Origin of the sequence: Amycolatopsis sp. NBC_00438 (assembly GCF_036026695.1) — a bacterium.
GTDB lineage: Bacteria > Actinomycetota > Actinomycetes > Mycobacteriales > Pseudonocardiaceae > Amycolatopsis.
The window spans coordinates 7,290,373-7,315,611 of sequence record NZ_CP107923.1 but is presented as its reverse complement, the minus strand read 5'-3'; the positions used below and the strand labels follow the sequence as shown (position 1 = coordinate 7,315,611).

The 25,239-nt window shown below is 71.6% G+C and carries 19 protein-coding genes and 1 pseudogene; 9 read left to right on the top strand and 11 right to left on the bottom strand.

The genetic code is table 11. The features are described from left to right. The first annotated feature begins 11 nt into the window (after window positions 1-11). Complete coding sequence (gene guaA / locus OG494_RS32930; protein WP_328445386.1) at window positions 12-1,568, top strand: glutamine-hydrolyzing GMP synthase; 1,557 nt, start codon at window positions 12-14, stop codon at window positions 1,566-1,568. 66 nt (window positions 1,569-1,634) lie between these two features. On the opposite strand, the gene OG494_RS32925 is transcribed toward guaA, so the two are convergent. Continuing rightward, on the bottom strand, window positions 1,635-1,874 hold the full coding sequence (locus OG494_RS32925) for a hypothetical protein (protein ID WP_328445384.1): 240 nt from the start codon (window positions 1,872-1,874) through the stop codon (window positions 1,635-1,637). Further along, window positions 1,867-3,168, bottom strand: coding sequence for a PspC domain-containing protein (locus OG494_RS32920; RefSeq protein ID WP_328445382.1), 1,302 nt, complete (start codon window positions 3,166-3,168; stop codon window positions 1,867-1,869). The genes OG494_RS32925 and OG494_RS32920 overlap by 8 nt, the downstream gene beginning before the upstream one ends. Window positions 3,169-3,389: 221 nt before the next feature. On the opposite strand from OG494_RS32920, the gene OG494_RS32915 reads away from it, so the two are divergent. Both OG494_RS32915 and OG494_RS32910 read left to right on the top strand, forming a co-directional pair. Beyond that, complete coding sequence (locus OG494_RS32915; RefSeq protein ID WP_328445381.1) at window positions 3,390-4,715, top strand: PspC domain-containing protein; 1,326 nt, start codon at window positions 3,390-3,392, stop codon at window positions 4,713-4,715. A 40-nt stretch (window positions 4,716-4,755) separates the two neighbouring features. After that, a complete protein-coding gene (locus OG494_RS32910) occupies window positions 4,756-5,424 on the top strand; it encodes a response regulator transcription factor (RefSeq protein ID WP_328445379.1) in 669 nt (222 codons plus the stop codon). 233 nt (window positions 5,425-5,657) lie between these two features. Here the strand turns inward: OG494_RS32910 and OG494_RS32905 are convergent. Continuing rightward, window positions 5,658-6,524 (bottom strand): annotated as a pseudogene (locus OG494_RS32905) (DMT family transporter); the annotation flags it as partial. A gap of 103 nt (window positions 6,525-6,627) precedes the next feature. Between OG494_RS32905 and OG494_RS32900 the strand changes: the two are divergent. Next, window positions 6,628-7,530: a LysR family transcriptional regulator gene (locus OG494_RS32900; RefSeq protein WP_328445377.1), complete on the top strand. Its 903-nt coding sequence runs from the start codon at window positions 6,628-6,630 to the stop codon at window positions 7,528-7,530. Here OG494_RS32900 and OG494_RS32895 read toward each other — a convergent pair. The 7 genes from OG494_RS32895 to OG494_RS32865 form a co-directional block, all read right to left on the bottom strand. Continuing rightward, a complete protein-coding gene (locus tag OG494_RS32895; protein ID WP_328445376.1) occupies window positions 7,527-8,660 on the bottom strand; it encodes a serine/threonine-protein kinase in 1,134 nt (377 codons plus the stop codon). The two genes, OG494_RS32900 and OG494_RS32895, sit on opposite strands and share 4 nt — an antisense overlap. A 13-nt stretch (window positions 8,661-8,673) precedes the next feature. Beyond that, complete coding sequence (locus OG494_RS32890) at window positions 8,674-10,308, bottom strand: serine/threonine-protein kinase (protein WP_328445374.1); 1,635 nt, start codon at window positions 10,306-10,308, stop codon at window positions 8,674-8,676. A 215-nt stretch (window positions 10,309-10,523) separates the two neighbouring features. Beyond that, entirely contained in the window at window positions 10,524-11,390 is an 867-nt protein-coding gene (locus tag OG494_RS32885; RefSeq protein WP_328445372.1) for a hypothetical protein, read from the bottom strand. A gap of 260 nt (window positions 11,391-11,650) precedes the next feature. Further along, window positions 11,651-12,886 (bottom strand): hypothetical protein, encoded by a 1,236-nt coding sequence (locus tag OG494_RS32880; RefSeq protein WP_328445370.1) that lies wholly within the window; start codon window positions 12,884-12,886, stop codon window positions 11,651-11,653. A gap of 336 nt (window positions 12,887-13,222) precedes the next feature. Then, complete coding sequence (locus tag OG494_RS32875; protein WP_328445368.1) at window positions 13,223-13,537, bottom strand: hypothetical protein; 315 nt, start codon at window positions 13,535-13,537, stop codon at window positions 13,223-13,225. Window positions 13,538-13,601: 64 nt separating this feature from the next. Then, window positions 13,602-13,898, bottom strand: coding sequence for a chorismate mutase (locus OG494_RS32870; protein ID WP_328445366.1), 297 nt, complete (start codon window positions 13,896-13,898; stop codon window positions 13,602-13,604). A gap of 162 nt (window positions 13,899-14,060) precedes the next feature. Further along, complete coding sequence (locus OG494_RS32865) at window positions 14,061-14,486, bottom strand: DUF1707 SHOCT-like domain-containing protein (RefSeq protein WP_328445363.1); 426 nt, start codon at window positions 14,484-14,486, stop codon at window positions 14,061-14,063. Between the two features lie 205 nt (window positions 14,487-14,691). On the opposite strand from OG494_RS32865, the gene pcrA reads away from it, so the two are divergent. After that, window positions 14,692-17,109, top strand: coding sequence for a DNA helicase PcrA (pcrA, locus tag OG494_RS32860; protein ID WP_328445362.1), 2,418 nt, complete (start codon window positions 14,692-14,694; stop codon window positions 17,107-17,109). Between the two features lie 1,382 nt (window positions 17,110-18,491). On the opposite strand, the gene OG494_RS32855 is transcribed toward pcrA, so the two are convergent. Further along, window positions 18,492-19,172 (bottom strand): M23 family metallopeptidase, encoded by a 681-nt coding sequence (locus tag OG494_RS32855; protein ID WP_328445360.1) that lies wholly within the window; start codon window positions 19,170-19,172, stop codon window positions 18,492-18,494. A 1,524-nt stretch (window positions 19,173-20,696) separates the two neighbouring features. On the opposite strand from OG494_RS32855, the gene OG494_RS32850 reads away from it, so the two are divergent. From OG494_RS32850 to sucD, 4 genes are all read left to right on the top strand, one after another. Beyond that, window positions 20,697-22,520: a hypothetical protein gene (locus OG494_RS32850; RefSeq protein WP_442874513.1), complete on the top strand. Its 1,824-nt coding sequence runs from the start codon at window positions 20,697-20,699 to the stop codon at window positions 22,518-22,520. Beyond that, on the top strand, window positions 22,517-22,861 hold the full coding sequence (locus OG494_RS32845; protein WP_328445356.1) for a hypothetical protein: 345 nt from the start codon (window positions 22,517-22,519) through the stop codon (window positions 22,859-22,861). The genes OG494_RS32850 and OG494_RS32845 overlap by 4 nt, the downstream gene beginning before the upstream one ends. 119 nt (window positions 22,862-22,980) lie before the next feature. Then, window positions 22,981-24,150 (top strand): ADP-forming succinate--CoA ligase subunit beta, encoded by a 1,170-nt coding sequence (gene sucC / locus OG494_RS32840; RefSeq protein ID WP_284745486.1) that lies wholly within the window; start codon window positions 22,981-22,983, stop codon window positions 24,148-24,150. A gap of 1 nt (window position 24,151) precedes the next feature. Further along, window positions 24,152-25,042 carry a succinate--CoA ligase subunit alpha gene (sucD, locus tag OG494_RS32835; protein WP_328445351.1) on the top strand — a complete coding sequence of 297 codons (891 nt, stop codon included), beginning with the start codon at window positions 24,152-24,154 and terminating at the stop codon, window positions 25,040-25,042. Window positions 25,043-25,239 lie beyond the last annotated feature (197 nt).

Below are 25,239 nucleotides of genomic sequence, written 5' to 3'. Positions count from 1 at the left end.
GAGGTTCCCAGGTGCCCAGTCCCACCGGTCCGGTTCTCGTCGTGGACTTCGGGGCGCAGTACGCGCAGCTGATCGCCCGGCGCGTCCGGGAGGCGCAGATCTACTCGGAGGTCGTGCCGCACAACGCGTCCGTCGACGAGCTCCTCGCGAAGAACCCCTCGGCGATCATCCTCTCCGGCGGCCCTTCGAGCGTGTACGCCGAAGGCGCCCCGAGCATGGACCCGAAGCTCACCGAAGCGGGCGTGCCGATCTTCGGCATCTGCTACGGCCACCAGCTGCTCGCCAGCGCGCTCGGCGGCGTCGTCGAGCCGACCGGCGTCCGCGAGTTCGGCCGCACCGAGGTCCGCGTCACCGGCGACGGCGGTGTCCTGCACGCCGGCCTGCCCGCGACCCAGCCCGCCTGGATGAGCCACAACGACAGCGTCACCAAAGCCCCGGAGGGCTCGGTCGTCACGGCCTCCTCCGACGGCGCCGTGGTCGCCGGGTTCGAAGACGTCGAGCGCCGCTTCGCCGGCGTCCAGTACCACCCCGAGGTCGCGCACTCGCCGCACGGCCAGGAGGTGCTGCGCCGCTTCCTGCACGACATCGCCGGTATCAAGCCGCAGTGGACGACGTCGTCGATCGTCGAGGAGCAGGTCCAGCGGATCACCGAGCAGGTCGGCGACGGCCGGGCGATCTGCGGCCTGTCCGGCGGGGTCGACTCCGCCGTCGCGGCCGCGCTGGTGCAGCGCGCCATCGGCGACCGGCTGACCTGCGTGTTCGTCGACCACGGCCTGCTGCGAGCGGGGGAGCGCACCCAGGTCGAGCAGGACTTCGTCGCCGCCACCGGCGTCAACCTGGTCACCGTCGACGCCCGCGACCGGTTCCTGGACGCCCTCGCCGGCGTCACCGACCCGGAGCAGAAGCGCAAGATCATCGGCCGCGAGTTCATCCGCGTCTTCGAGCAGGCCGAGCGCGACCTCAAGGCCGAGGGCGACTACCGCTTCCTGGTCCAGGGCACGCTCTACCCGGACGTCGTCGAATCCGGCGGCGGCGAGGGCACGGCCAACATCAAGAGCCACCACAACGTCGGCGGCCTGCCGGACGACCTGCAGTTCGAGCTGGTCGAGCCGCTGCGGCTGCTGTTCAAGGACGAGGTCCGCAAGGTCGGCACCGAGCTGGGCCTGCCGGAGACGATCGTGCAGCGCCAGCCGTTCCCCGGCCCCGGCCTGGGCATCCGCATCATCGGCGCGGTCGACGCCGAGCGCCTCGAAACCCTGCGCGCGGCCGACCTGATCGCCCGCGAGGAGCTGACGGCGGCCGGGCTGGACCGCAGCATCTGGCAGTGCCCGGTCGTGTTGCTGGCGGACGTCCGCAGCGTCGGCGTCCAGGGTGACGGCCGCACGTACGGCCACCCGATCGTCCTGCGCCCGGTGTCGTCGGAGGACGCGATGACCGCGGACTGGACGCGCCTGCCGTACGAGGTCCTGGAGCGGATCTCGACCCGCATCACCAACGAGGTCGCGGAGGTCAACCGGGTGGTCCTGGACGTGACGTCCAAGCCGCCGGGCACGATCGAGTGGGAGTAAGCCTCTAGACGGACTCGAGGCCCCGGCGTGGGATCCGGGGCCTCGAGAGTGAGTGGCGTTTTCGGTTCAGCGCCGGCGTTTGCCGCCGAACGACGCGCCGAGGAGCAGCAGCCCCACGAACACCGCGCCGCCCGCGATCACCCAGCGGAAGTCGAAGTGCGGCAGCCAGGTCGCGCCGTCCGAGAGGACGTACGCCGAGATCAGCAGCGTCGCGACCCCGACGATCAGGGTGAAGAAGTCCACGCCGCGCCGCGCGGGCGCCGCCTCGGCCGGATTGTCGTAGGCGTAAGGGTTCTGGTCAGCCACGGCGCACCTCCACGTCGCCTACCGTGTTCGACACGTGCAGGGTGATCTTCTGGCCGCCGACGCCGTCGGTGCCGTAGTCCGTCCCGGTCAGCGAGTCCTGGCTGATGCCGTCCGTCGACCGGTTGAAGCACTCCGTCGTACCGGCGCCGGTACGGCAGTCGAAAGTGACGTCCGCGGTGTCCGGCACGGTGATCGTCGAGTTGCCGGCGCCGTTGACCACGTTCGTGGTGATCGGTGAGCCGACGGGCAGCTTGGTCAGGTCGAGGTCGATGTCGCCCGCCGCGTGCTGGTAGAGCGGCTTGACGTCGCTCGCCACGACCGGCGTCACGGTGAGGTCGCCGGCACCGCCGCGGAAGTCGAAGTTCTGGAACGGCGCCGTCGTCAGGATCATCCCGACGATCGCCAGCGGCACCGCGAGCCCGATCAGGCCCCGCCCGCCGCGGACGAACGCGCCGGTGACCAGGCCGATCCCGACCACCCCGAGCACCAGCCCGATGATGTGCTGCGCGGAGAACCAGGGCACGCCGTTGAGGTTCGCGAGCACGCCGCCACCGGCGGTCACGACGGCCAGGCCGAACGTCGCCGAACCCACCTTCGAGTTCGAGCGGCGACGGGGTTCCGGCGCCCGGTATGCCTTGGGCGGCACGGGCGGCGGCGGTTCCTGATAGGACGGTGCGTCGGGCAGGTCCCAGCCGGCCGGGTCGGCGGCGAGGGGGTCCCAGCCCCGCTGGGACGGCGACTGCGCTTCGGCGGTCGCGGTGTCGGTCATGGTGAAGGCTCCGTTCCCGGTGAAGGCCGCGGCCGGCGACCGCGGCGTGACCGGCGCCGGCCGGTTTTCGTGGCCCCGGCTGCGGTGCAGCAGGTAGAGCGCGATGCCGAGCAGCGCGAAGCTGATGAGGCCGCCGCCGTCGAACCACGAGCCGCTGAAGCTCCCGCCGACGCTGACGACGGTCAGGATCGACAGCACGACCGCGAACGCGGGCGACACCGACGAGCGCCCCCGCCCGATCAGGCCTTCGAAGCCCGAGACGTCGTCGCTCTCGCCGGGCAGGAACAGCCACCCCAGCAGGTAGAAGGTCACCCCGAAGCCACCGAAGATCGTCGCGACCACCAGGGCGACCCGCACCACGACGGGATCGATCCCGTACCGGTTCCCGATCGCCGCGGCGACCCCCGCGACCTTCCGCCCCCCGTGCGGCCGCCGCGGCCGGCTGCCCCAGAAGTCCTTGACGGTCTCCTCGAAGCCGTTCAACGGACTCGGCTTCGGTGCCCGTGTCTCACTCGCACCACTCATAGGCCAAAGCATGCGCGACGGCGGTCCCGGAGACATCCGGGAAGGACCCTGATTCTCCCCGGAGAGGGTCCCCCGAGGCCGCCACCCACCCGCCCCGGCCAACACGCCGACCGGCTCGCGCCGGCCACTCCTTCCGCCGTGTTGGCCCTTCCGGCGCGGCCGGAAGGGTGCCGATCCACCGGATCAGGGGGTTTCCCCGATGCACCCCCACGTCCGCGCGTGTGACCATGGACGGCGTGCAGGAGTCCCACGACCAGGTCGTCGTCCCCGAGACGGTGACGCAGGCCGTCACCGTCCCGCCCTCGCCGAAGATGTTCCGGCGCCGGTCCGGGCGGGCGATCGCCGGCGTCGCCGGTGGTCTAGCCGACCACCTCGGCGTGCCCGTCGTCTGGGTGCGGACGGGGTTCGCGCTGCTGGCCGCCCTCAACGGCGCCGGCTTGCTCGCGTATGGCCTGCTCTGGGTGTTCGTCCAGCAGCAGTCCGAAGAAGCCGCGACGACGCCGACGTCGAAAGAGCGTCAGCAGGCTTTCGGGCTGATCGCGCTGGGTGTCGGCCTCGCCGTCGCCAGCGGCACGCTCACCGGGTTCATCAGCGGCTGGGTCGCCGTGCCGCTCGCCGTCGCCATGATCGGTGCGGCGGTCGTCTGGCGGGAGGCCGACGAGTCGCAGCGCCGCCGCTGGCGCACCGGCGCGAAGGACAGCGTCGCCGGCGCCTTCCTCGGGGGCGGTGGCTGGTCGGCGGCCATCCGGATCGTCGCCGGCGTCGCGCTGGTGATCACCGGCATCGGCGTCGTCGTGCTTCGCAGCGGCAGTCTCGACCAGGTCCAGTTCGCGCTGATCGCGGTGATCGCGACGCTGATCGGCGTCGCCGTGCTGACCGTGCCGTTCTGGCTGCGCCTGGTCCGCGACCTGTCCGACGAGCGCAAGGCCCGCATCCGCACCGACGAACGCGCCGAGATCGCCGCCCACCTGCACGACTCCGTGCTGCAGACGCTGGCGCTGATCCAGAAGCAGAGCGAGCAGCCGCGCGAGGTCGCGCGCCTCGCCCGCAGCCAGGAACGCGAACTACGCGGCTGGCTCTACGGCCCGAACGGTTACGGCAAGCCCGTCGAGAAGACCGCCGAAGGTGAAGAGACCCAGACTTCGGGACAGCTGTCCGAAGCGCTCGCGACGGCGTGCGGCGAGGTCGAAGACACCTTCGCGATCTCCGTCGGCCAGGTCGTGGTCGGCGACGCCGAGCTGGACGAGGCGCTGGTCGCGCTGGTCCAGGCCGCGCGCGAGGCGATCGTCAACGCCGCCAAGCACGCCGGGGTCGAAGAGGTCAGCGTTTACGCCGAGGTCGAGCCGACGTCGGTCACCGTGTTCGTCCGCGATCGCGGCAAGGGCTTCGACCCGGACGTCGTCCCGGGCGACCGCCACGGCCTCGCCGACTCGATCCGCGGCCGGATGACCCGCCACGGCGGCACGTGCAAGCTGCGGACCGCGCCGGGCGAGGGCACCGAAGTGCAGCTCGCCATGCCGGTGAAAGCGGGCAAGGGGGCGGCGTGAGGCGGCTATGCTCGGGACCCAGGGCCACTGAGGGAGAGTCGTGACGGATAGCCAGCGGGAACCGGTCAAGGTGTTCCTCGTCGACGACCACGCGTTGTTCCGCGCGGGCGTCCGCACCGAGCTCGACTCGATCACGGACGAAGTCCGCGTGGTCGGCGAAGCCGGTTCGGTCGCCGAAGCGGTGGCCGGGATCGCCCGGACGAAGCCCCAGGTGGTGCTGCTGGACGTCCATATGCCCGACGGCGGCGGCGCCGAGGTGCTGCGCCGCGTCCGCCCGGAGCTGCCGGACACCGTGTTCCTGGCGCTCTCGGTGTCGGACGCCGCGGAGGACGTCATCGCGGTCATCCGCGCCGGCGCCCGCGGCTACGTGACGAAGACGATCTCGTCGAAGGAACTGGTCCGCGCGGTGGTCCGCGTCTCGGACGGCGACGCGGTGTTCTCGCCGCGGCTGGCGGGCTTCGTCCTGGACGCCTTCGCCGACCGTCCGGGTTCGGCCCCGATCAACGACCCCGAGCTGGACCTGCTGACGCCCCGGGAGCGCGACGTCCTGCGGCTGCTGGCCCGCGGGTACGCGTACAAGGAGATCGCGTCGGAGCTGTTCATCTCGGTGAAGACGGTCGAGACGCACGTGTCGAGCGTGCTGCGGAAGACCCAGCTGTCGAACCGCTACGAGCTGTCCCGCTGGGCCTCCGACCGCCGCCTGGTCTGACCGCAATCCCCTCAACCGCCACTTTCACCAGGAAAGATGCGCGTTCCGGCCCCCAAGGCGTCACTTTCCCTAGGAAAGATGCGTTTTCGGCGGCGCGAACGGGCCGTTCGTGACGGCACTCCGGGGGAGCCTCTGTCCGCCAGAGGAGCGAGAGGCCTGGACGCGCGGCCGGTGGTGTCGTCACCAAGCCCATCCGCCTGGTCACCGGGCTCCTCCAGGACCCCTCGCTCCGGCTTCTGAAGGCGGGTCAACGCGACCCCGCCGAGCACGACCAGCATCCCCGCGATGACCCGCATGTTCAGCTGCTCGCCCAGGAACACCGCGCCGAGCAACACGGACACCACCGGCAGCAGATACCCGACGACCGAAGCCGCCACCGCGCCTTCGCTCGCCAGCAGCTGGTAGTTCAGCGCGAACGCGATGCCCGTCGAACCGATGCCGAGCACCAGCATCGCGAGCAGCGGCCCCACCCCGAAGTGCACCGGCGTGAACCCGCCCGCCGGCAGCGCCAGCAGCAGGAACCCGCTCGCCAGCAGCATCTGCCCGGCCGAGAGCGCGTACGGCGACACCGAAGTCCCCGACAGGTACTTGCCCTCGTAGACGAACGCGAAGCCGTAGCTCGCCGCCGCGGCGAGGCAGGCCAGGGCACCCCAGCTCAGCAGGCCCGACGCCTGCCACGGCGCGAAGATCAGCAGGATCCCGCCGAGGCCGACGAGCAGCCCGGCCAAGCGCGTCCCGGTCATCCGCGACGACGTCCCCATCATCGGCGCCGCGAGCAGCACCCACAGCGGCGTCGTCGAATTCAGCACGCCGGTGATCCCGGAGTCGACCGTCGTTTCGCCGATCGCGAAGAGCAGGAACGGCAGCGCGTTGTGGAAGAACGCCGCGACGGTCAGGTGCCCCCACGTCCGCCGGTCGCGCGGCAGCCGGGCCCGCTGCAGCTTGCACAGCAGCAGGAGCATCGCCGCGCCCAGCACGAGCCGCGCCAGGACCAGCTGCACCGGCGAGAACATCCCCAGCCCCAGCTTGATCCAGAAGAAACTCGAGCCCCACATCAGCGCCAGCGCGGCGATCCTGAGCAGGGTCTTCGTCTCGCCCACCCCAGTCCTCCTTCAACGATCATCGCCAGCTTCGCGCCCGCGAGACGTAAGGACAAGCGCAAATAACTGCAGGAACACTTAAGCCGAGCTGTACGATCGGGCCATGCTCGACGTCCGCCGCATGCAGGTCCTCCGCGCCGTGATCACCAGCGGGTCGATCACCGCCGCGGCCCGCAACCTGGGCTACACGCCGTCCGCGATCAGCCAGCAGCTCTCCGCGCTCGAACGCGAAGCGGGCACCGAACTGCTCGAACGCGTCGGGCGCGGCGTCCGCCCGACGCCGGCGGGCTCGCTGCTGTCCGAGCACGCCGAGACGCTCAGCACCGAGCTGGCGAAGGCGGAGGCCGCGCTGACCGAGCTCAAGGAGGGCCGCATCGGCCGCATCACCATCCGCTACTTCGCGACGGCGGGCGCGTCCCTGGTCCCGCCCGCCATCGCCGCGGTCCGCCGCGAGCACCCCGGCGTGCGCCTCGACCTCAAGCTCGTCGAACCCCTGGACCCGCTGGCCGACGTCGAGTCGGGCGAGGCCGACGTCGCGATCACCGTCTTCCCGCGCAAGACCCCGCCCGGCAAGGGCGTCGAGCTGGTGCACCTGCTCGACGACCCGTACCGGGCCGTACTGCCGAAGACCCACCCGCTGGCCCGCAAGCGCGTCATCGACCTGACGGAGTTCGCCGAGGAGCCGTGGGTCGGTGTCGACGGCATGCCCGGCGTCTGCCGCGACATCCTGCTCGGCGCGTGCGCGCAGGCCGGCTTCGCGCCGAACGTCGTCGTCGAGTCCGAGGACTACCAGACGGCGCAGGGGTTCGTGGCCGCCGGCATCGGCGTCGGGCTGATCCCGGAGCTCGGGCTCGGCTCGCAGCACCCCGGCGTGGTCGTGCGCAAGATCCGCCACCCGGAACCGATCCGGGCGATCCACGCCGCCGTCGCGTCACGCGCCTGGGGCCACCCGGCCGTCCGCACGCTGCTCGAAGCGATGCGCGCGGCGACCGCGAAAGTGGCTTAAACGAAGAACAGTTCCGAGACGAGGATGCCCACCAGCACGGCCGCGAGGATCGCGGCCACGGTGATCAGCGTCTTCTTCGACACCGGCAGGTTCCAGTCGTCCGCGGCCGCGGCCTGCTGCGGGGCCGGCGACTGGGGAACCGGCGCGGACACGAACTGCGTCGCCTGCTCCGACGGCGGCACCGGCTGCATCCGCTGCGTCTCCTCCGCCGAGGAGTAGCCGGGTGCGGGCGTGGTGAGCGGGATCTGCTGCTGGTACTGCGGTCCCGACGGCGGCAACGGCGGCGCCGCGGGCGTGTGCGCCGGGTTGAACGGCGGCGCCGGCGGGGGTGGTGGCGGCGGGATGCCGGGCGCGGTCGGCGGGATGAACGCCGTCTCGCGGCCCTCGGTGATCGCGCTCAGCGAGCGGACCGTGTCGGCCATCGTCGGCCGGGTCGTCGGGTCCGAGCGCAGCATCTTGCGCAGCGCCGCTGTGAGCACGCCGGCGTTCTGCGCCGGGCGCTCCGAAGACTGCCCGTCCTCGCCGAACGGCGGCACGCCCTCCACCGAGGTGTAGAGCGTCGCGCCGAGGGAGAAGACGTCCGCGGGCGGCGCCGGCGGCAGGCCGCGCGCCACCTCGGGCGCCACGTACGCCGGGCTCGGCCCGCCGCCGCTGATGCCGATGTCGGTGAGCTTCACCCCGCCGTCGTCGGCGAGCAGCACGGTGCCCGGCTCGAGCGTGCGGTGCACGAACCCGGCCGCGTGGATCGCGGTGAGCGCGTTGCCGAGCTGGATCCCCAGCGCCGCCGCCTGGTCCGGGGTGAGCCGGCCGTGCTCGGCGAGGAACGTCGCCATGCTGCGCGACGGGATGTACTCCATCACCAGCCAGACGTCCTGGCCCTCGGGCAGCACGTCGAACACCTTGATCGCGGACGCGTGCTCGATCCGGGCCGCGTCCTTGCCCTCCTGCATCGCGGCCGCGCGCGCCTGCTCGGCGCGGTCGCCGGCGCCGACCGGGAGGTACATCCGCTTCATCGCGACGGTGCGGAACAGCCGCGTGTCGAACGCCAGCCAGACGATCCCGGCGCGGCCGCGGCCGATCGGCTGGTCCAGCCGGAACCGGCCGCCGACGATGGTGCCTTCAGAACTCAACACAAACCTCTGGTCACGGCGTGGTGCTAGTCGGCGTAATGGACGAGTCGGGCGGGGGAGTAGTCGTCGGCTCGGAGGTCGTCGGCTTCGGAGCCGTCGTCCGCGGAGTCGTGGTCTGCTCCGGCTGAGTCTGCCGTGTCGTCGTCCGCTTCGCCGACGTGGTCGGCTCGTTCGTGCTCGACGGCAGGTCGACGGTGCTGGTCGGCAGCTCGTCCGTCGTCGACGGCAGCGACTGCGACGTCGCGGCCGGCGTCGGCCGGTTGCTCGAGATCGGCGTCGCCGGCGCCTGCGGGTTGTTCGGGCTCAGCAGCCAGACACCCAGCGCGACCAGGCCGATGACCACGATGCCGCCGATGATCGCCGGGCGCTTCCAGGCCCCGGGCTTCTCGTCGTCGTCCGGCGGCGGGCTCGCCTGCGGACGCTGCCGCGGCGGGGGAAGCGGGGCCGGCTCGTCTTCGTAGTCGTCGTACTGGTCGTCCGCGTACGGGTCCTGCTGGCCGTGCGGGGGCACCGGCACCGCACGGGTCGCGGCGAGGCCGGGAGGCACGCCTCCGGCCTCGTACGGGTGATCGTCCTCCGGGTAGCGCGTGTACCCGCGGTCGTAGTCGTCCTCGGGGTAGCCCGTGCCCTCGGCGTAGTCGTCCTCGTCGTAGAACGGCACGGCCTGCGTCGGCGCCGCGCCGCCGCCCAGCAGCGTGCCCGAGTGGCCCGCGGGGATCTCGTCGAACATCTGGGTCGCGCCGGGGTCGGCGAGTGCGGCCGCGCCGAGCACGCCGGCCGCGGGGGCCAGCATGGTCTCCTCCGCCGGCCCGCCGAGCGGCAGTTCGCCGCGCGCGACGGCGGCGAGCAGCTCTTCGCACTCCTCGGCGGTCGGCCGGTGCTCGATGTCCGGGTGCAGCAGCACGGCCAGGACGCTGGCCAGCGGCCCGGACTGGCGCGGCGGGTTGATCTGCCCTGCGGCGACTGCGTGCAGCAGGCTCAGCGTGTTCTCGGACAGGCCGAACGGCGGCTGGCCTTCGCACGCGGCGTAGAGCGTGGACCCGAGGGAGAACACGTCGGACTCCGGACCGGGATCACCGCCGATGGCGACCTCGGGGGCCAGGTACGCGGGCGTGCCGGCGATCATCCCGGTCTTGGTGACCGTGACGTCGTCCTTGGCGCGGGAGATGCCGAAGTCGGTGATCTTCACGACGCCGTTGCCGCCGAGCAGGATGTTGCCCGGCTTGATGTCGCGGTGCACGATGCCGACCGCGTGCGCCTCGCGCAGCGCCGCGGCGACCTGGGCGCCGATGCGCGCCACCTCGGTCGGCGGCAGCGTGCGGCGTTCCTGCAGCACGGCGGCCAGGCTGGTGGAGTTGAGGTACTCCATGATCAGGCACGGCTGGCCGTTGTCGTCGGTGACGACGTCGAACACGGAGATGGCGTTCGGGTGGTGCAGCCGGGCCGCGATCCGGCCCTCGCGCATGGTGCGCTGCCGGGCGTCTTCGGCGTCGTGCTCGTCCAGGTGGGAATGGAGCAGCAGCTGCTTGATGGCCACGGTGCGGCCCAGGACTTCGTCGTGCGCCTGCCAGACGGCCCCCATCGCGCCCGTGCCGATCCGGCCGTCGATGCGGTACCGACCGGCGACCAGGCGACCCTCGTCGCTCACGCGACCTCCCTTTGGGCTCCGAGTTCACCAGGGCGTGAGGACGGGTTCCCGGTGACGCGGCCAGGCGCACGCCGCTTCGCTGGAGCGTATGCACATGTCGTGGGCTGTGTGCCGGCTTTTCCGAGACCGACGCGTGACAAGGCTAGGCGCTCACTCTGCGCACACGAATCCGGTACAGGCACTTGAACCACGGGTGAAGGGATGATCGCACTGGGCTACATGTACTGGGCGGAAACGAGCTCGGCTTCGGTGATCAATCCACCCGTGTCGGCGACCCGGAACAGCTGGGTCACGCGGACCAGCGCGCCGTCCGGGCGGTGGAGCGTGGCGACCGCGACGATCGAGCCGTCCGGCTTGATCTGCGTGTCGGCTTCCTGGACGTCGATGGCGTCCATGGCGCTCCAGGTGCGGACGAGCTCACCGGCGGCGCCGTCGGCCAGCGTGGGGCTCAGCAGGGCCAGCGCGCCGTCCGAGTTCTTGGCGATCGCGGCGTAGAAGTCCTTGACGGCCTGGATCTTCCGGCTCGCGCTGCGCGGGTCGGCCGCCGCGTCGGGCACCGCGGTGTCCGCCTTCGGGGCCGCCTGCGGCTGCGGGCTGCCACCGGAGGTCGACTCCTGGGCCGAGGGCGCGCCGCCGGAGTGCGTGCCCTGCGGGGTGGTCGGGCCGGACTGCTCCGGCGCGCCGCCACCGGCCTGGCGCTGCGGGACGGCGAGGCCGCCGAGTTCCGCGGCGCCGGTGAAGTCGGCGGGCGTGGCCGTGTCGGCCGGAGTGGCGGCGCGGTGCGCGCTGGTCAGCATGGGTGCGGCGACCACGGCCGCGGCGACGAGCGCGCCGGCGGCGAGGAGCCCGGCCAGCTTGGCCCGGCGGGCGACTCGGCTCTCGGGTTCACCCTGGTCGTCGGCCTGCTCGGTGGCACGGTCCGGTTCCGGGCGCGGCGGCAGGAACTTCTGCGGATCGCGGAAGACCTGCTCGAGATAGTCACGATCGGCGTCACCGACGCCGTCGAGAATCTCGGCCGGGATCACGTCCTCGACGCGGACGGCGTTGGGTGCCTCACGCCGAGTGCGCTGCCGATCAAGCACGAAAGTCCTCGCTCTGGGTTCCGGGGACGGGCACTCGGCCGTTCGGCCGGATGTCCGTTGCTCCGGATGGCCGACTTGTGGCCGGGGTCCGGAGCCGCTGTCGCCAGGTAACCCTGTGCGGACGGCAATCGCCAGGCTCTGTCGCCGGAATGCCGTCGCGATACGACGAGCGGCAGCTTATGTCACCCACCCGGACCAGGCATTACCGCTGGGCGCACCGCACGTGCATCGGAACGGGCGAACCGCACGTGCAAGATCGGTTACTGACCGTCACTCGTGATCTTGTCGCCGTCCCCGAACGTCAGCGTGCGCTGCTCGATCGTCTTGGTCCCGTCGTCGTGCGTGATCTCGACGGTGTTCACGGTGACGCCGCGCTGCTGGTCGATGCTGACCTTCTTGACCTCGAAGTACGCGATGCCGGCGTACCGCTCGGCGAGCGCGTGCGGGCCCTGGTCGTGCAGGTCTCCGGTGGTCACCGACGACGCCGTGCCGGGGTCGGTCGTAACCGTGTTGAAGAACTTCTCCGAGTTGTCGCCCAAGGTCTGGACGTCCGGCGGAAAGGAGTACCACCAGGGCGCTTTCACGGGGGTCTCGCGCTCGGCCGCGGTGACCGGCGGTTTCTGCGGCAGACCGGTCGTCGTGGCCGGTTCGTCGGTGACCGACGTCCCCGAAGATCCCGAAGTGCCGGCCGGGGGTGGCGGGACCGTGCCGTCGACCGGCCCGGCGCCCCCGCCGCTGCTCGTCCCGGTCGCGTCGTCCGGCTGCCGCGTGCTGTCGGGGCCGGGCGCGGACCCGCCCGGCCGGGAGGTCGGCTGCTGCCGGTCGCCGCCGCCGTTCACCGGGTCGTCCACCGTCGGTGCGCCCTGGTAACCGGGCCACGCGCCCTGCACGGCCTGGTCCATCGGCGGCTTGCCGACCATGAAGGACCCGGCGAACAGCAGGCCGACGACGACGGCGCCGGACGCGCCGGTGGCGAACCACGCGGCCTTCCGCCACGTCTTCGGCGGAGTCACCGACGCGGGCACCGAACCGATGGTGAACCCGCCGAGCCCGTCGATGGCGTCGATCGGCGGGGCCGCGTAGATGCGGACGTCGTCCTCGTCGGACTCCAGGCAGCGCGGCTTCGGGTTGGTGGCGAGCGAAACCCGGGTGCGCCGGGCGGCCTGCTCGGCGCGGGATTCGGTGTCGGGCATCGAGATCGGGCCCGTTTCCCGGCCCGGTTCGCCGAAGTCGGGGGCGTCGTCCAGCGGCAGGTTTCCCTGCGCGGCGGGGAAGGGGGCGGGCCGCCGGTCGCGCGGCTGGGGCAGCAGCGGCCGGCCGGGCTGGGGGAGCGACCCGGACAGCGGCACGTCGATCGGCGCCGTGTCCTCGGCGCAGTGCCGCACGGGGCGGTACGGCGGCGCCGACGGCGTCCAGCCGTCCGTCACGCCTTGGCGGTGCCGTCCGGGATGCGCGGGGGCGGTGCCGCGTCCGTGGAACTCCGTGCCGTTGCTCATGCAGGCTCGACCACCCGGCGGTCCGGTCCTGACGCCGTCCGGCCCCCGGTCAACCCGAACGGAGCACCCTCACGAGCGGAATCCTGTTCGGAATCCTGCGCAGATGCACGCGCATGCGAAGATGGACGCGCGGGGCCAGTGCCCCCGCGCGCCTTCCGGGCGTCGCCCGACCCAGGCGCAAGGGTCCTCACGGCGTCAACCCTAGGAGCATCCGGCGTAGAAAGTCGCCCCCAAACCTGCAAGTTGCAGAGGTTTCACTCGGTCGGGCGCGACCGAAAGGGGGAAACAGACGCCACGAAATTTCACGCAGCGCGATCACCGCAGCTCAAGGGGAATTCAGCCGCCGGTGCGGTAGCGATCCCGGGTCGACTGCAGCGCCTTCGTGGCCACCGCGCCGCTACCCGCAGCGAGAAGAATGGCGACGATGTCGAGCGTCGTTCCCCCGCTCGTGAGCAGCCAGGCGAACAATGACGCCGCAGTGGTACCGCCGGCAACCGCCCAGCGGCCGCGGACGTACTGCGCGACCGGAGCCCCGCCGGCACGCTTACCCGCCGCATTGTTGAGCAGGGCCAGATAACCCACATGGCCCAGCGCGGCCAGCACGCTCGCGAGAGCGACGATGACGGCGATGAGGTTCACGATCCAGTCCATGGCCCCAGTCTGCCCGTACCGGGGCCACCGGTGCCTCGGGGAAGACCCCGAATTCGGCCAACCGTTACCGGCCGAGCCGCCCGCGGCCCAGGTTCAGCAGCGCCATGGCCAGCTGACGGCCCTCGGGACCCAGCTCGCGGTAGCGCGCGAGGACGTCCATCTCGCGGTTGTAGACGATGCGCGTGCCGCCGGCGGCCATCCGCGCCGCCCCGATCGTCTTGGACACCTCGACCCGGCGTTTCACCAGCCGCAGGATCTCCTTGTCGAGCCAGTCGATCTCCTGCCGGAGCGACGCGATGTCGTCACCGGCGGGGGTGTGCTCGGCGGGCTGGCCGTCGGCGTTCGTCGCTTGTGCGTTCATCGGGACCTCTTCCTTGAAGCCCGGATCCGGCCCCAGGGACGGCGACAGCCCCGGGTCCGTGGACTCCGGGGCTGGCGTGATGGCGGGTTCGGGCACTACGCGATCACGGGAGCCGGAGTCCGGGTCCCGTAAAAAAATCGCTCTGCGTGGTGCCGCATGCGCTCAGTATGGCACAGGCGTCCGGGCGCGTTCCCGGGCCGCGCGGACCCCGGCATGAATGAAGAGACTCGCCGCGAGCCAGAACATCGGGAACGCGGGCCAGAAGAACCCGGCGCCCAGCACGGCCCACCGGACGATCGCCACCACCGCGATGGCGACCACCACGGCGAGGTGCAGCCGCAACGCCGGGTGACGGCGAAGCGCGGCCCGGGAAAGGGGAAAACCGGGCCACTGCGGCGCCGGCCGCGGCAGATCGGCGGTGAGCGCGGTCAGTTCGTCGGTGAAGCGCGCGGAATAGACGTGGGTGAGGCGCTCTTCGACCTCTTCGAGGGTGAGCCGGCCTTCGGCGCCGGCGGACTGGACGGTGGTGGCGACGCGCTCGCGATCGGCGTCGGCGGCCCGGATGCGGGCGGGGCGGATGTCTTCCATGCAGCCGATGCTCCGCGCCGCGGGCCGCCGGCGCGTCGGACGCCAGGCGACATCTCCCGCTACGCCTGGCGCGGTAGCCCACCTCTGTTCCGCACGCAGTCGTGAGTGGTTAGGGCGGTTAGAACCGCCCTAACCACTCACGACCGCGCGGCAGTAGCACCGCTTCCGCCGGGGTCCTGCCCGCCCGGGGTAGCGTGGACAGGCGATGGACACCCTCTTCGATCTCCCCGCCGAGACCCCCGCGCGCAAGCCCGCCTCCGGCGGGCAGGCCGATCTGCTCGACGACCTGAACCCCGCCCAGCGCGAAGCCGTCACCCACGCCGGTGGCCCGCTGCTGGTCGTCGCGGGTGCGGGGTCGGGCAAGACCCGGGTGCTGACCCGCCGGATCGCCTACCTCCTCGGGCAACGCCACGTGCACCCGGGCGAGATCATGGCGATCACCTTCACCAACAAGGCCGCCGCCGAGATGCGCGAGCGTGTCGCCGCGCTCGTCGGGCGCCGCGCGAACGCGATGTGGGTCTCCACGTTCCACTCGATGTGCGTGCGGATCCTGCGCCGCGAAGCCAAGACGCTGGACATGTCGTCGAGCTTCTCCATCTACGACTCGGACGACACCAAGCGGCTCATCACGCTCGTGGCGCGCGACCTCGACATCGACCCGAAGCGTTACGCGGCGCGCACGCTCGCCATCCACATCTCGAACCTGAAGAACGAGCTCGTCGACCCGGACGAGGCGGCGGCCAACGCGGCCAACGACCTCGAACGGCGCGTCGCCGAGGTCTACGTCGAGTACCAGCGGCGGCTGAACCAGGCCAACGCCTTCGACTTCGACGACCTCATCATGCGCACGGTCTCGCTGCTGCAGGCGTTCCCGGCCGTCGCCGAGTACTACCGGCGGCGGTTCCGCCACGTGCTGGTCGACGAGTACCAGGACACGAACCACGCGCAGTACACCCTCGTGCGCGAGCTGGCCGGGACCGCGCCGAACGAGTCGGGCGTCCCCCCGGCCGAGCTGGTCGTCGTCGGTGACGCGGACCAGTCGATCTACGCCTTCCGCGGCGCGACGATCCGGAACATCGAAGAGTTCGAACGGGACTTCCCGAACGCGCACACCATCCTGCTGGAGCAGAACTACCGCTCCACGCAGACGATCCTGTCCGCGGCCAACGCCGTCATCGAGCGGAACCCGAACCGCCGGGCGAAGCGGCTGTGGACCGATTCGGGCGACGGCGAGAAGATCGTCGGCTACGTCTCGGACAACGACCACGACGAAGCCGCGTTCGTCGCGAACGAGATCGACGCGCTGGCGGAGAAGGGCGAAGCCGACTACTCCGACGTCGCCGTCTTCTACCGCACCAACAACCAGTCCCGGGTCTTCGAAGAGATCTTCATCCGGCTCGGCCTGCCGTACAAGGTGGTCGGCGGCGTGCGGTTCTACGAGCGCCGCGAAGTCCGCGACATGATCGCGTACCTGCGCGTGCTGGCGAACCCGGAGGACACGGTCAGCCTGCGGCGCGTGCTGAACGTGCCCAAGCGCGGCATCGGCGACCGCGCCGAAGCCGTCGTGGCGACGCACGCCGAGCGCGAGCGGGTCTCGTTCGCGCAGGCGCTGCGGGACGCCGTCGAGGACAAGGTGCCGCTGCTGAACCCGCGCTCGGTCAAGGCGATCGGCGGGTTCGTCGCGATCCTCGACGAACTGGGCACGATGATCGCGGACGGCGCCGAGGTGCACGACGTGCTCGAAGCCGTGATGGACAAGACCGGCTACCGCGTCGAGCTCGAGGAGTCGGAAGACCCGCAGGACGCGTCGCGGGTGGAGAACCTGACCGAGCTCGTCACGGTCGCGCGGGAGTTCACCGAGCTGACCGCCGAGATCGTCGCGGACGAGAACGCCGAGCTGATCGTGGACGAAGGTGTCCCGGCGCCGGGTTCGCTGCCCGCGTTCCTCGAGCGCGTCTCGCTGGTCGCGGACGCCGACTCGGTGCCATCGCCCGACGGCGGCGAAGAAGGCGACGGCGGCGCGGGTGTGGTCACGCTGATGACCGTGCACACCGCGAAGGGCCTGGAGTACCCGGTGGTGTTCTGCACCGGCTGGGAAGACGGCGTTTTCCCGCACATGCGTGCATTGGGCGACCCGACGGAGCTGGCCGAGGAACGGCGGCTCGCGTACGTCGCGATCACGCGCGCCCGCAAGCGGTTGTACGTCTCGCGCGCGATCACGCGGTCGGCGTGGGGCCAGCCGTCGATGAACCCGGCGTCGCGGTTCCTGGACGAGCTGCCGCCGGACCTCGTCGACTGGCGGCGCCTGGAGCCGTCCCACCGCGGTTTCGGTTCGTTCGGCAGCGGTTCCCGCGGCACACCGCGAGCGGCGACCACGTGGGGCAACCGGTCGTCGTCCGCGCCTTCGTCCTCTCCTGGCGTGAGTTCCTTCGGCAAGGGCTGGAAGGACACGGTGGCCCTGAAGCTGGACGTCGGCGACCGCGTCAGCCACGACAAGTACGGCCTGGGCACGGTGGTTTCGTGCGACGGCGTCGGCCCCCGCGCGACAGCGACGATCGACTTCGGCGCGGCCGGCAAGGTCCGGCTGATGCTGATCGGCAGCGTCCCGATGGTGAAGCTCTAAGCCGTCCAACGGCCCTGGTCAGGGCCGCCCCACCCGTTCGAGTGATTCCGGCGGCGATCCCCGCGATCGCCGCCGGAATCGTCGTACCCCACCGGTAGAACTGACCCCGTGATCGAACACGAGTTCGACGAAGGGGGAACGTGGTGTGGACGCGGTGCTGTTTGGTCTGCTGGCCGAGGGGGTACGAAAATACTTGCGAGGAGTCCTGGAGACGACGGTTCCGGATCGGGGTCGGGAGCCATCGGGGGCTTCGGGAAACACCTCGCGTGCGGGAGCGGAGGCGTGCCGGCTGGCCGCCGCCTGGCGAGCGCTGCTCAAGCAGCACGAGCTGGGCGCGGACGGGCACTGTGTCACCTGCGGCCGGGGACGCCGCTGGACGACCAGGGCCCGGAGGGCCGCGCGTGTCCGCTCCGCGAAGACCGAGCCGCCCGAAGGGGCGGAGGTGGCGTGGGGCTGGCTGCCGGTGCGAAGACCGGCGGAGCTGTGCACGGTGTGGCAGGTCGCGGTGGGCTACTTCATCCGCCGGTTACCGGGCGGCCACCGGTAGGTGGTTCCAGGGGCTGAAAAGCCGCTGGGCGGGCGTTGAGGTGCGAGCGGTGGTCCGGACCACCGTGGACGTCTGGCGGCGTTCTGAGGCGTTGCGGGGTTTTTGGCGCTCGGCGGTCAGGCGGGCGAAGAGTCTTGCGGTCGGCAACCGTGTCCCGTGTCGTCCGGCCCGAGCGCAGGTGGTGTCGCACGGACGGTCTGCGGCGGGTTCCGGTCGTGGCCTGTGGTCTGCGGCAGGTCAGGCGCTGGGGGATGTGCTGTCGCATGAAGTGTCGGCGGCGGGTGCCGATCATGGCCTGCGGTCGGCGGCAGACCAAGCGCTGCCAGACGTACTACCTCGCGAATCGGCGGCGCAAGATCTCTTTGGCCTGCGCTCGGCGACGGATCCGGCGTTGTCGGGCTTGCTCCGCTGCGAACTGCCGGCGGCGGCGCAAGGTGCCGATCGCGGTCTGTGGCTGGTGACGGATGTTCTGTGCCGTGAACCGGCGGTGGCCGCGCGAGATGTCGGGTGTGACCGGCGTTCTGCGGCGGGTCAGGCGCTGCCGGATGCGCGGAGCCGTGAGCAGGAAGATTTCGGCCTGCAGTCACCGGGGGATTCGGTGCGACCGAACGTCCTGCGCCGTGCACCGGTGATGGTCACGCCAGGTGCGAGCCGTGGCCTGCCGTCACCGGCGGATCAGACGCTGCTGGATGCGCTCCGCCACGAACCGGCGACGACATCCGCGGCGGGTAGGCGCACACGGTCGTCGGCGTCCGAACGAGCTGGCACCTCGGCCGCGCGGCTGCTGGGCAGCTCTCGCGCGGCCGTCAGGTGTGATGCGAACAGATCAGGCGGTTCAGACGACGATGCCGCGCGCGGCCAGCCAGGGCCGGGGGTCGATCTTCTTCGTGCCGTCCTGCCAGACCTCGAAGTGCAGGTGAGGGCCGGTGCTCTGGCCGCGGTTGCCGATCTCGGCGATCTGCTGACCGCACTTGACCTTCTGGCCCTCCTTGACGGAGAAGCTGTTCATGTGGCCGTAGACCTGGATCGTGCCGTCGTCGAGCTGGACACGCACCCAGAGGCCGAAGCCGCTGGCCGGGCCGGCGTCGATCACAGTGCCGTCGGAGGCGGCGTAGATCGGGGTGCCGATCGAGTTGGCGATGTCGATGCCGAGGTGGCTCGTGCCCCACCGGGCACCGAAGCCCGAGGTGAAGGTGCCGTGCGCGGGCAGGCAGGTCTTGGGGCGGGAGGCTTCTTCGGCGGCCTTCTTCGCGGCGTCGGCTTCGCGCTGCTCGCGGGCCTGCGTGATCGAGGCGCTGTCGGCGAGCTTCGCGGCTTCGGCGGACGCGTCGACGGTGTGGCCGGTCGGCAGGAGTTCCGGAGCGCCCCCGGTGCCCGCACCTCCCGCGGTGAACGAAGCGCTGGCGTCCTGACTGCTGGCCAGGGGCGTGACAGCAGTGTCCGAATCGGTGACTGTCTTGAGGGTCGAGCCCGCAGCGGCAGCTGCAAACGCACCGGCCGCGACAGCCGCGACCACAACACGGCCGCGAAGGGCCGAGGAGGGCGGGGCGATGCGGTGCGCACCCCGGACACGAACGACCGCACCTTCCAGTGCGTCCTTCAATGCCGGGGAAGGAGCTTGGCCGCCGGGGGAGCGGTGTGAAGCCAAGACAGGGCCTTCCATCGTCGGGGAGCCGGGCCTAGGACCTCGGGCGGGGGAACCCGGTGAGCCAACCTCGGGGGTGGTTTGCTCGGTGTCCTACTTCGTGACCTGACTGTAATGGGGACCGGGGGACAGTAACGAAGGGGCACCGCTGTAGGCAAGATCTGCCCCGTGCGTCGGCCGATCGGGTGGCGTCGATCTTGCGTTCACCTGTGGTAATTACGCAAAGTTAGAGGGGGTTTACGGCGTTCGGTGTGACTTGGCTTACAAGGTCACCGGTTGGTTGGAGGCCGCCGAGGCGTCCGGCGGGCGGAGCACGCCGGAATAAGGATTCGCGGACCGGCGTTCAACGCCGCTCGACGACTGGAGCCCCGGCGGCCCGTCCGGATCGGCCCGGACTTGCTAGGTTCGCGGGCAATGCCCCCACGCTCAGAGCCCCCAGCCGGGAGCGCCCCCGCCTCCCCGGGCACCCCGCAAGACCCCGCCCCCGCGGCGCCCCGTCCCACGGCCAACAGGACGCGCCCCAAAGCGAGCCCGAACCCCCGGACGGCCGACACCGGCTCACCCCCGAAGCCGTCGGCGACCAGTCCTGCACCGGAACCTCCGACGGTGGGTTTCCCTGCCGCGCAGGCCTCGGCGCCGGACTCCGCGGACACACCCGCACTCGGTTTCTCGTCCGCGAGCGGATCCCCGCGGCCGGCCGTGCAGCAGGACTCCGCCGCGTCGGGCCCGGTCTCCGCGGACGCATCCGCGCTCGGCCAACCGGCCGCGAGCAGATCCGCGCAGCCGGCCGGTCGTGGAGAGGCCGTGCAGCGGGCTTCCGCCGCGCAGGCCTCGGCACCGGACTCGGCGGACACACCCGCGCTCGGCCAGCCGGCCGCGAGCGGATCCGCGCGGCAGCCCGGCCATCGAGAGGCGGTGCAGCAGGCTTCCGCCGCGTCGGCTCCGGTCTCCGCGGACGCATCCGCGCTCGGCCAGCCGGCCGCGAGCGGATCCGCGCAGCAGGCTTCCGCCGCGTCGGCTCCGGGTTCCGCGAACGCATCCGCGCTCGGTTTCTCGGCCACGAGCGGATCCGCGCAGCAGGCCTCCGCCGCGCCGGCCCCGGACTCTGCGGACGCATCCGCGCTCGGTCAGCCGGCCGCGAGCGGCTCCGCGCAGCCGGCCAGCCGCGGGCAGGCCGGGCAGCAGGACTCCGCCTCGTCGACCCCGGACTCCGCGGAGACACCCGCACTGGGTTTCGCTGCCACACGGGAATCCGACGAGCCGACCGATCCTGCCCGGGAAACGGCGCCGAGTTCCGCTGATCCCCCAGCACCCACGCGGTCCCAGACGGAGCCCACCGCGCGTAGCGGCGAAGCCGCGAAGCCGCGAAAGCCCGCAGCAAAGCCGACATCCACAGTGGCCACCGCCTCACGAACCCCCGCCACCAAGAGACCCGGCAAACCGGCCGAGCCGCCCGTCGAACCTCCGCTCGATCCTTGGGCCGACGACCTCCGCCCCACCCCGCAGCTCGCCGTCGCGCTCGTGCTGGTCGCTCTCGGTGCGGTCGCTCTCACCGCCGCGGCCTTCGTGGCCGTCTCGCCGGCCGCCGGGCCCGGGTTCACCAGCTGGCCCTGGCTGGCCGTCTTCGCGCTCGGGCCCGTCGCCGCCGCCCTCGCGACGAGGCGGAAGCCCGGGCTGGCCGCCGGGATCGTCGTCGGGCTGGCCGCGCTCGCTCCCGGGCGGCTGGTGCTCGACCTGCAGTTCGCCGTCAACGGGCCGCTCACCATCCGGCCCGAGCTCTACCTGCCCGACCGGTTCGTGAGCGGTTCGGCCGTCGGGGCCGGGTTCTGGCTGCTCGTCGGCGGTGACGTCCTCACCGGCGTCGCCGGGGTGCTCGCCTGGCGGGCCGTCCGGGCGCCGGACGAAGAACCCGAACGGCGCCGGTGGCGGCTGCTCGTTCCGCTGCTCGCCGTCACCGCTTCCGTCGGGCTGCTGACCGCGCCGGTGTTGTCGGACAACGGTTTCCTGCTCGCCCGCTCCGCGTTCGAAGGGCCGTGGCCCGCTCTCGGCGGGTACCTCCTGCTCGCCGCCGCGCTGCCGTTCGCCGGGGTGCTGGCGCTTGCCGCTCCGTCCGAACGCGTGGCCCGTGGGGCCCTCGGCGGGCTCGCCGCCGCCGCGTTCGGCGTCGCCGGGCCGCCGGTGGTGGCCGGCCTCGTCCGGGACGACCTGCACGTCACCTGGGGGCCGGTCCTGGTCCTCGTCGCGATGGCGGCCGTCGCCGGGCTCGCGGGTACCCGGCTGACCGAAACCTCGCGGGACGACGCGGAGAACCTGGCCGGCGGGGCGAAACTGCCCGGCCTCTTCTGGTGGCGGCTGACGACCGGCCTGCTCGGCCTGGCCACCGCGCTCGCCGCGGTGATCGGCACCCTCGCGCCGCAGGTGGCCGTGACCGCGCTGAACCCGGCCGCCGCGACGCCGGTCAGCGCGGCCGCCGAAAGCCCGGCCCGGTGGTTCCTGCTCACCGCCGCGATCGTGGTCGCGGTCCTGAGCCTCGGCGTGCTGACACCCAAGACGGCACCGGCCGCGCGGGCGGTGCTCGGGCTCGCCTGGGCGGGGATCGTCCTGGCCGGCACCGCCGTGCTGAACACCGCGCTCACCGCCACCCAGGCCGGCAACCTCGCCGGGTTCGGCGGGGCCGACCTGAACGGCGCTTCCGGCGCCAAGCCCGCCTTCACCTACGACCTCGGGGCCGGTGCCGCGTGGACGTTCGCCGCGCTCGTGCTCGCCGTCCTGGCCGCGCTCGCCGCCGTCGGGACCGGGGTCGTCGAACGGGAGGACGCCGGTGACGCCGGCCAGGCCGACGGCGGTGTCCTCACGCCGGTCGTGGCCGGGGCCGTGCTGGCCGTCGCGGCGTTCGGGCTGCCCGTCTTCAGCGTGCCCGGTTACGTCGCGCCCGGGCTCTGGTCGGACTTCGACACGCCTTCGTGGGGGCTGCTGACGGCGGCCGCGGTGGTCGTCGGCGCGGCCGTTCTCGCCCTGCGGTCGCGGCCGAAACCGGCGTCCGCACTGCTGGCCGGGGCCGCGCTGCTCGTCCTGCTCCACGCCACGGAGCTGCCGCTCGTCGGCGGTTCGCTCGGGGGCGCGAGCCCGGCGACCGGGTTCTGGGTCGCGCTCGCCGCGGCCGTCGCGCTGTTGATCGCGGCGGCCATGTCGGCCGCCGGTGGCCGGCGGGAGGCGTGAGCCGGGCGATGCCGCGGGTGCTCCTCGTCGAGCTCGGCGGGCCCGACCCGCGCGCCGTCGCGCTGGGCCGCGTGCTGCGTGACGACGGCATGGAGGTCGTCCACGCCGGGCCCCTGGACACGGCCGAGCAGGTCCTCCGCATCGCCGAGCAGGAGGACCCGGACGCCGTGGGCGTGCTCGGCGGCGAGCTGCGGACGGGCCTGAAAGATGTTCGCGTCTTCTGCCTCGGGGAGACGGCGGACCCGGCGAACGGCGTCTTCGAAACCCCCGAAGAAGCCGTGGAATGGTTGCGCGGTGGGCGGTCTCACACCTCGGGAACACCGTCTGACCGCGTACGGTGACCGACTTCACCAGGTGCGGAGTCCCCGCCGTTCACGCAGGTCGCTAACCTCGACTGGTCCGACAGCGCGGTCCGGTAGTGCGGACCACCACAGTGGCGTGTCGTCAGGAGACTGGAGTAGTGGACCTCTACGAGTACCAGGCGAGGGATCTCTTCGCCGCCCACGGAGTACCGGTTCTGCCGGGCTCGGTGGCTAGCACCCCCGAAGAAGCCAAGGCCGCCGCGGAGCAGATCGGTAACCAGGTCGTCGTCAAGGCGCAGGTGAAGGTCGGCGGCCGCGGGAAGGCGGGCGGCGTCAAGCTGGCCCAGACGCCGGACGAGGCGAAGGAGAAGGCGGAAGCCATTCTCGGCCTCGACATCAAGGGCCACATCACGCGTCGCGTGCTCGTGGCCGAAGCCTCGGACATCTCGTCCGAGTACTACTTCTCCTTCCTGCTGGACCGGTCCAACCGGACCTTCCTGGCGATGGCGTCCTCCGAGGGCGGCATGGAGATCGAGCAGCTCGCGGTCGAGCGCCCCGAGGCGCTCGCCAAGATCCCGGTCGACTCGATCACCGGTGTCGACAAGGCGAAGGCGCTCGAGATCCTGAAGGCCGGCAACTTCCCGGCCGACATCATCGACGAGGCGGCCGACGTCGTCGTGAAGCTCTGGGAGACCTTCGTCTCCGAGGACGCCACGCTGGTCGAGGTCAACCCGCTGGTCCGGGACCCGCAGGACAAGATCATCGCCCTCGACGGCAAGGTCACCCTCGACGAGAACGCGGACTTCCGTCAGCCGGGCCACGAGGCCCTGGTCGACAAGGACGCGGAGAACCCGCTCGAGGCCAAGGCCAAGGCCAAGAACCTGAACTACGTCAAGCTCGACGGTCAGGTCGGCATCATCGGCAACGGCGCGGGCCTCGTCATGTCCACTTTGGACGTCGTGGCGTACGCGGGCGAGAAGCACGGCGGCGTGAAGCCGGCGAACTTCCTCGACATCGGCGGCGGCGCGTCGGCCGAGGTCATGGCGGCCGGGCTGGACGTCATCCTCAACGACACCGACGTGAAGAGCGTCTTCGTCAACGTCTTCGGCGGCATCACCGCCTGCGACGCGGTGGCGACCGGCATCGTCGAGGCCCTGAAGATCCTGGGCGACGAGGCCAGCAAGCCGCTGGTCGTCCGGCTGGACGGCAACAACGTCGTCGAGGGTCGCAAGATCCTGGCCGACGCGAACCACCCGCTGGTCACCGTGGTGGACACAATGGACAACGCGGCCGACAAGGCTGCCGAGCTCGCCGCGGCAGGTGCGTGAGATGTCGATCTTCCTGAACGAGAACAGCAAGGTCATCGTGCAGGGGCTCACCGGCTCCGAGGGCATGAAGCACGCGACCAAGATGCTGAAGTCCGGCACGAACATCGTGGGTGGCGTCAACGCCCGCAAGGCCGGCCAGACCGTCACCATCGAGGGCAAGGACCTCAAGGTCTTCGGCACGGTCGAAGAGGCCATCAAGGAGACCGGCGCCGACGTGTCGGTCATCTTCGTGCCGCCGAAGTTCGCCAAGGACGCGGTCCTCGAGGCGATCGACGCCGAGATCCCGCTGGCCGTCGTCATCACCGAGGGCATCCCGGTGCACGACTCGGCCTACTTCTGGGCGCACGCGGTCGCGAAGGGCGGCACGACCCGGATCATCGGGCCGAACTGCCCCGGCGTGATCAGCCCCGGCAAGTCGAACGCCGGCATCATCCCGGCCGACATCTCCGGCCCGGGCCAGATCGGCCTCGTGTCGAAGTCCGGCACGCTGACCTACCAGATGATGTACGAGCTGCGGGACATCGGCTTCTCCACCGCGGTCGGCATCGGCGGTGACCCGATCATCGGCACCACGCACATCGACGCCCTCGAGGCGTTCGAGGCGGACCCCGACACCAAGGTCATCGTGATGATCGGCGAGATCGGTGGCGACGCCGAAGAGCGCGCCGCGGCCTACATCAAGGACCACGTGACGAAGCCGGTCGTCGGTTACGTCGCGGGCTTCACCGCGCCCGAGGGCAAGACGATGGGCCACGCGGGCGCCATCGTCTCCGGTTCCTCCGGCACGGCCGCCGCCAAGAAGGAGGCCCTCGAGGCCGCCGGCGTCAAGGTCGGGAAGACCCCGAGCGAGACCGCCGTCCTGGCGCGTGAGCTGTACAACAACCTCGGCTGATTCCGAGGAGTAACTCCTGGTGAGGCCGGGCACCCTCCGGGTGTCCGGCCTTTCCTGGTTTCCGGACGAAACCTCCCGAGGTATTCACGCGTCTGATGGGCTGGTGGCCTGCGAGTGCGCTAGCGTTCTGCGCACACAAGCCGCCTCGTCTTTCCCGGGCGCCCTCGTGCCCCGGAGTGCCGGTCGAACCGACAGGA

Bases quoted from the DNA above. Each gene is read 5' to 3' on its own strand.
- OG494_RS32900 (WP_328445377.1), top strand. From the start codon at position 6,628: ATGCTCGACGTCCGCCGCATGCAGGTCCTCCGCGCCGTGATCACCAGC.
- OG494_RS32875 (WP_328445368.1), bottom strand. From the start codon at position 13,537: ATGGACTGGATCGTGAACCTCATCGCCGTCATCGTCGCTCTCGCGAGC.
- OG494_RS32865 (WP_328445363.1), bottom strand. From the start codon at position 14,486: ATGGAAGACATCCGCCCCGCCCGCATCCGGGCCGCCGACGCCGATCGC.
- OG494_RS32880 (WP_328445370.1), bottom strand. From the start codon at position 12,886: ATGAGCAACGGCACGGAGTTCCACGGACGCGGCACCGCCCCCGCGCAT.
- pcrA (WP_328445362.1), top strand. From the start codon at position 14,692: ATGGACACCCTCTTCGATCTCCCCGCCGAGACCCCCGCGCGCAAGCCC.
- sucD (WP_328445351.1), top strand. From the start codon at position 24,152: ATGTCGATCTTCCTGAACGAGAACAGCAAGGTCATCGTGCAGGGGCTC.
- OG494_RS32920 (WP_328445382.1), bottom strand. From the start codon at position 3,168: ATGAGTGGTGCGAGTGAGACACGGGCACCGAAGCCGAGTCCGTTGAAC.
- OG494_RS32870 (WP_328445366.1), bottom strand. From the start codon at position 13,898: ATGAACGCACAAGCGACGAACGCCGACGGCCAGCCCGCCGAGCACACC.